This is a genomic window from Ideonella sp. P3_A4 (genome assembly GCF_056403075.1).
In genome coordinates this window covers 1-5,015 of record NZ_JBFUGE010000438.1, presented here as the reverse complement: position 1 = coordinate 5,015, position 5,015 = coordinate 1, and the positions used below count along the sequence as shown (strand labels likewise).

Here is a 5,015-nt window from a genome sequence, read left to right as displayed (position 1 = left end):
GGTCAGGCCGGCTTGCGACAACCCCAGCATCCGCGCCGCCGGCCGGTAGCCGCCATGCGCAACAACCGCGATGAGGTCACGCAACTGCTGAAGGGTCATGTCCGCCCGTGTACTTCTTCGTGCTTCAGACGTTGAAGCATAGCCGCTGCGGGCGGGCGAGACGCCCCAACGCTGACGCCCCTTCGGCCCCGGTCAAGAAGCCGAAGGGGTCGCAGACTTTACTTGCCGTCTCGGTCTGAATCCCCGGGGGTGGCGCGCTCGACTGCGTCGCTGACGCGAGACCACGCGTCGCGGGTGGCGTGCTTGGCCCGGTCCCATTCGAGCGACGACTTGCCGCGGGCGGTCGTCCACTTGCGCGACAGCTCCGGCTCGATTTCGTCGAAGGGGCGGCTCGGGTAGGTGCTGAAAGCCTCCACGCCATAGGCATAGGCGGGGCCGAAGTCGTCGTAGCTGCTGTCGCCCACGTAGTCGCGGGTCTTGTAGTTCTCGCGCCAGTACGCGTCTTCGGCCGTCGGGTCGATCATCTCGGCCACGCCCTTGCCGGCCAGCCCGCCGAGGACGGCGCCCACAGCCGCACCGACGAGAGTGCCGGCTGGCCCGGCAACAGTCCCCGTGGCCGCGCCCGCAGCGGCGCCACCGATGACGGCGCCGAATCCCGTGCCGACCGGGTGGGCGCCTGGTGCGCCGGTGATCGGGTCACGGTTGGCTGAGGTCTGGTCCTTTGTTACGTTTCCCATGGCAACTCCTTGGCTTGCGCAGCCGCGACCATCGCGACTGCTTGCCGGTGGAGTGGCAAGCGGTGTACCTCGCCCGCGCGGGGGGGGCGGCGACTGGATTTTTGGCGCGAGAAATGACGCACGGCCGGTGGCAAGCAGGGGGTAGGGGGTACGAGGTAGGGGCCCACGGTGGCTGCGTCCGCTCCTCGTCCGGATCATCCGGCGCCGGCGGTGAACCGACCAGAAGACCGGGCGTCCAACCGCATGACGGCACGGCCAGACGTAAAACGAACGAGAAAAGCGACATCCGCATCTCTAACCAGTTAGGGGTTGGGCATAACTCGCAAAATTAATACCATTTCTCCCGACACTTGAACGGGCTTCGGGCGCTTGAGCCCATGCGATCAACAACACAGGAGAGGTGTGCCCATGGATTTGCCTTCGTCCCAGCGTTACGTGATCTTGTCGACCCCGCGGTCGGGCAGTTCGCACTTGGTGCAAGCGCTGGAAACCCACCCGCACGTGGCCTGCCTCGGCGAGATTTTCAACCTGCACGGTGGCGCGATGCGCAAACTGGGCATCATGTCCAAGCGGACGCTGGACAAGGCCAGCAACGAACCACTGGTCTACCTGGAAGACCTGATGGAGGCCTGGTCGAAGCGGCCGCAGGCCAAGCCGGTGTTCGGCTTCAAGATGATGCTGCACCACGATCCGCGGGTGATCGACTACCTGCTCGCCGATCCGTCCTGGAAGATGATTCTGCTGCGCCGCGACAACGTCCTCGCGCAGTGGTCGTCGCTGCAGATCGCCAAGATCACCGGCGAATGGGGCAGCAAGGGCAAGAAGAAGCGCGCCGCGCAGGGGATCGCGGAGCCGGAGATTCCGCCGATCGAGTTCAAGTCCCGCGTCTTCGAGGCGTACTGCGACAGGCTGGACGCCCGCTACGACTCGATCAAGCGGCGGGTGGCCAAGCATTCGTTGTTCGAGGTCACGACCGAGACGATCGATGCGCGGCGCGACGAGATCCTCGACTTCCTGGGCGTCGACTCGCAGCTGGCCCCACCGGCGCCGGGCCGGGGCGAGCGCCAGAACTCGACGTCACTGGAAGATCGCTTCTCCAACAGCGACGAGGTTCTGAATTACGCCCTGACGCACGGGTTGCACCTGGACGGTGTGAAGAGTTCGGAAAAACGCGGCCAAGCCCACTGAAGCGACGCCGACGGCAGCCAGAGGTTCGCGCCGCCCGCTGAGGCGGCGACCTCAGTTGCGCAGTGGTGAGATGCCGTTGCCCACGACGAGCGGGAAGTGGTCACTCAAGGCGTGCCACTCGGGCCCGTTGGCGATCTGCGCCTCCATCCCTTCATCGACCCAGCGCTTCGGCACGAAGCAGAAGTCGATGTGGAAGGGGCGCTCGGGCTTGCGCAGAAAGTGGTGGGTGGCGTGCGCCTCGTCGCCATAGGCCACGCCGTGGTGCGTGTGGTACGCGCTGACCAGCCCGGCGGCGTGCAGTCGGTCGAACCCGCTGGTCCACCACTTCGCGCGCGCCTTCGGCTTGTCGAACACCGGGTTGCCGTTGAAGTCGCCGGCCACGACACTCGGGCCGCGTTTCAGCAGCCGCTCGTAGGCCGTCAGGCCGTTCAAGAAGGCTTGGACGTAGCTCGGCGCCGGCCAGGTCCACACCGCCAGCAGGTTGAAGTCGACCGGGCCGCCGCTGACGCGCACCGGCACCACGCAGTTCGGCAGATCGGGTGAGGCTTTCAGGCGCCTGAGCCGGTAGCCGTTGTAAGCGCGCACCTGGATACCCAGGCTCGAGGCGGAAGGGAACCAGAGCACCTGGTTCGTCTGTTTGGAGGGTGCCAACGCCTCCGAGATCACCGCCACGTCGGGCGCCAGTTGCGCCAGCGCGGCCAGCTTCTTGTCGAACGGGCCGCGGCAGCAGTTCCAGGCGACGATGCGCACGGTTCTTCCTCGCGTGGAGGATGAACTGTCAGCCGCCGGCGCCGACCGGTCTCAGCTGCTCATCCAGCGACCGCGTCTTGTCGGTCACCACGTCGCCGGTGTGCAGCGTCGACTTCTTCTCGATCAGCATCAGCAGGCATTCGTTTTCGGCGATGGGGTTGTGCCGAACCCCTTTGGGCACGACGTAGATGTCGCCTTCGTTCAAGTCGACGACCCCGTCCTCCAGCTCGATGCGCAGCCGGCCTTGGAGCACCAGAAAAAGCTCGTCTTCGTGGTCATGGGCATGCCACGCCAGAGAACCGTGAACCTTGGCGACCTTGACGAAGTTGTCGTCTACCTCTGCGATCACGCGAGGGGACCAGAACTCAGTGAGCGATCCCGCGATGTGTCGCGGCGATGTTGAGGTGGACATGAGCGGTGGCGTCGTTGCGATTGAACGAATGCTAGCCAAATGCCGATGACCCCGTGGCATGGCCGAAAAGGCCCAGCCTAGGCGCTGCGAGCCCGCTCCAGCCTGTAGGCAAACTGGGCGCGGGACAGACCCAGGCGGCGGGCGGCCRCGGCGAGGTTCCCGCTCTCTGCCGCCTCCGCTTCATCCAGCAGCCGGCGCTCCAGTTCATGCAGAGAGAAGTCCGAACCGTCTCGGCCCAGGGTGCTGGTCAGCAGGTCCAGCAGGCGCTGCGGCGCGTCGCCATCTTTCGGCGTCGTCAGCATGCCGTGCGCACCAATCGCCAGCAGCGCTTCGTCGCTGAGCTGCTCGCGGCGGAACATGTGCGCCACATCGATCGCCGCGCCGTCTTCGGCCGAGATCACGCCACGCTCGATCAGGTTCTGCAGCTCGCGGATGTTGCCGGGGAAGGCGTAGTGCAGCATCGCGCGCACGGCGCGGGGCGTGTAGCCGGTGGGGTGGCGGCCGTGGCGCTCGGCTTCTCGGCGCAGAAAGTGATTCATCAGCAGCGGGATGTCGTCGCGCCGCTCGCGCAACGGCGGCAGGTGAATGGGGTAGACGTTGAGGCGGTAGTACAGGTCTTCTCGGAAGCGCCCGGCCTGGACTTCGGCCTGCAGGTCCACGTTCGTCGCGGCGACCACGCGCACGTCCACCCGCAGCGTGCGGGTGCCGCCCACGCGTTCGACCTCGCCTTCTTGCAGCGCGCGCAGCAGCTTGCCCTGGCTCACCAGGCTGAGGGTGCCGATCTCGTCGAGGAACAGGGTGCCTTTGTCGGCGCGCTCGAAGCGGCCGGGGCGTGACTGGCTGGCGCCGGTGAAGGCGCCGCGCTCGACGCCGAAGAGCTCGCTCTCGATCAAGGTTTCGGGGATGGCGGCGCAGTTCACCGCGACGAAGGGCTGCTCTGCGCGGGCGCTGATGCGGTGCAGCCTGCGCGCGAAGGCTTCTTTGCCGACGCCGGACTCGCCGGTGAAGAGCACGGTGGCGCGCGTAACGGCCACGCGGGCGAGCTGGTGGCAGGCGGAGTTGAAGGCCGACGAGGCGCCGACGATCTCGTGGCGATCGCCGCCCYCGACCGGGGCGGCCACGGCCACCACGCTGGCCGGTGCCGTGGGCCCAGGAGCAGCGACCGCGGGCACCGACAGGCTGCGAAAGTCTTTCGCTTGCAGATAGCGCAGGTCTTCGCTCACGTCGCCCCAGGCGGCGGCGTGGCGGCCGATCACGCGGCATACGCTGGCGCCCATCGCGCGGCACTCGATCTCGCGGAAGACGACGAGCTGGCCGAACAGGCTGGTCACGTAGCCGGTCGCATAGCCCACCTGCGACCAGCAGGCCGCTTCGGTGCCGATGCCGTAGGCGCTGATGTGCTCATCGTCTTCGCTCGAGTGTTCCCACAGGAACTCGCCCTCGTAGGTGCCGCGGTCGATGTCGAAGTCAAAGGCCAGTGGCGTGACCTTGACCACGCCTTCGAGTGCGTGCAGCCGCGTGCCGGCCATGAAGACGTTGGCGGCGTCGCCTTGCGGCCAGCGCTCGCGCACCAGCTGCGCGTCGCGCGCGCCGGCCACGTAGCCCGCACGGGTGAGCAGGCCGCGCGCCCGGTCCAGCCCTAGGGTGTCGATCAGCTCGCGGCGCAAATGGCCCATCGCCGAGCTGTGCATCAGCAGCATGCGCTGGTCGTTCAGCCAGATGCGGCCGTCGCCAGGCGAGAAGAAGAGCGACTCGGTCRGGTCCGCCATCGTCGGCGCCTGGCCGTCGACGAAGTGCGCACTGTCGCCGCGGCGCAGCATGGTGCCGGTCTGGCGGGCCACTTCGGCGAGCGAGATCCTTGAGCCCGAGGTGGTGGACAAGTCGGCTTGTCGGCGACCCGTTGTCGACTCATGCGCGGGCTTGGTCAT

General features: G+C 67.2%; 5 protein-coding genes. 1 reads left to right on the top strand and 4 read right to left on the bottom strand.

What is annotated here, in order from left to right; translation table 11 throughout:
- Nucleotides 1-218: 218 nt before the first annotated feature.
- Entirely contained in the window at nucleotides 219-737 is a 519-nt protein-coding gene (locus AC1DYI_RS26215; RefSeq protein WP_477207066.1) for a hypothetical protein, read from the bottom strand.
- A 408-nt stretch (nucleotides 738-1,145) separates the two neighbouring features.
- Between AC1DYI_RS26215 and AC1DYI_RS26210 the strand changes: the two genes are divergently transcribed.
- On the top strand, nucleotides 1,146-1,925 hold the full coding sequence (locus AC1DYI_RS26210) for a hypothetical protein (protein WP_477207065.1): 780 nt from the start codon (nucleotides 1,146-1,148) through the stop codon (nucleotides 1,923-1,925).
- A gap of 51 nt (nucleotides 1,926-1,976) precedes the next feature.
- Here the strand turns inward: AC1DYI_RS26210 and AC1DYI_RS26205 are convergent, their stop codons facing one another.
- The 3 genes from AC1DYI_RS26205 to AC1DYI_RS26195 all read right to left on the bottom strand — a co-directional run bounded on the left by AC1DYI_RS26205 (nucleotide 1,977) and on the right by AC1DYI_RS26195 (nucleotide 4,907).
- Entirely contained in the window at nucleotides 1,977-2,675 is a 699-nt protein-coding gene (locus AC1DYI_RS26205) for an exonuclease/endonuclease/phosphatase family protein (protein WP_477207064.1), read from the bottom strand.
- 28 nt (nucleotides 2,676-2,703) lie between these two features.
- Nucleotides 2,704-3,087, bottom strand: a complete 384-nt coding sequence (locus AC1DYI_RS26200; protein WP_477207063.1) for a cupin domain-containing protein — start codon at nucleotides 3,085-3,087, stop codon at nucleotides 2,704-2,706.
- Between the two features lie 77 nt (nucleotides 3,088-3,164).
- Nucleotides 3,165-4,907, bottom strand: coding sequence for a sigma 54-interacting transcriptional regulator (locus AC1DYI_RS26195; RefSeq protein ID WP_477207067.1), 1,743 nt, complete (start codon nucleotides 4,905-4,907; stop codon nucleotides 3,165-3,167).
- Nucleotides 4,908-5,015: the final 108 nt, after the last annotated feature.

Bases quoted from the DNA above. Each gene is read 5' to 3' on its own strand.
- AC1DYI_RS26215 (WP_477207066.1), bottom strand. From the start codon at position 737: ATGGGAAACGTAACAAAGGACCAGACCTCAGCCAACCGTGACCCGATC.
- AC1DYI_RS26210 (WP_477207065.1), top strand. From the start codon at position 1,146: ATGGATTTGCCTTCGTCCCAGCGTTACGTGATCTTGTCGACCCCGCGG.
- AC1DYI_RS26200 (WP_477207063.1), bottom strand. From the start codon at position 3,087: ATGTCCACCTCAACATCGCCGCGACACATCGCGGGATCGCTCACTGAG.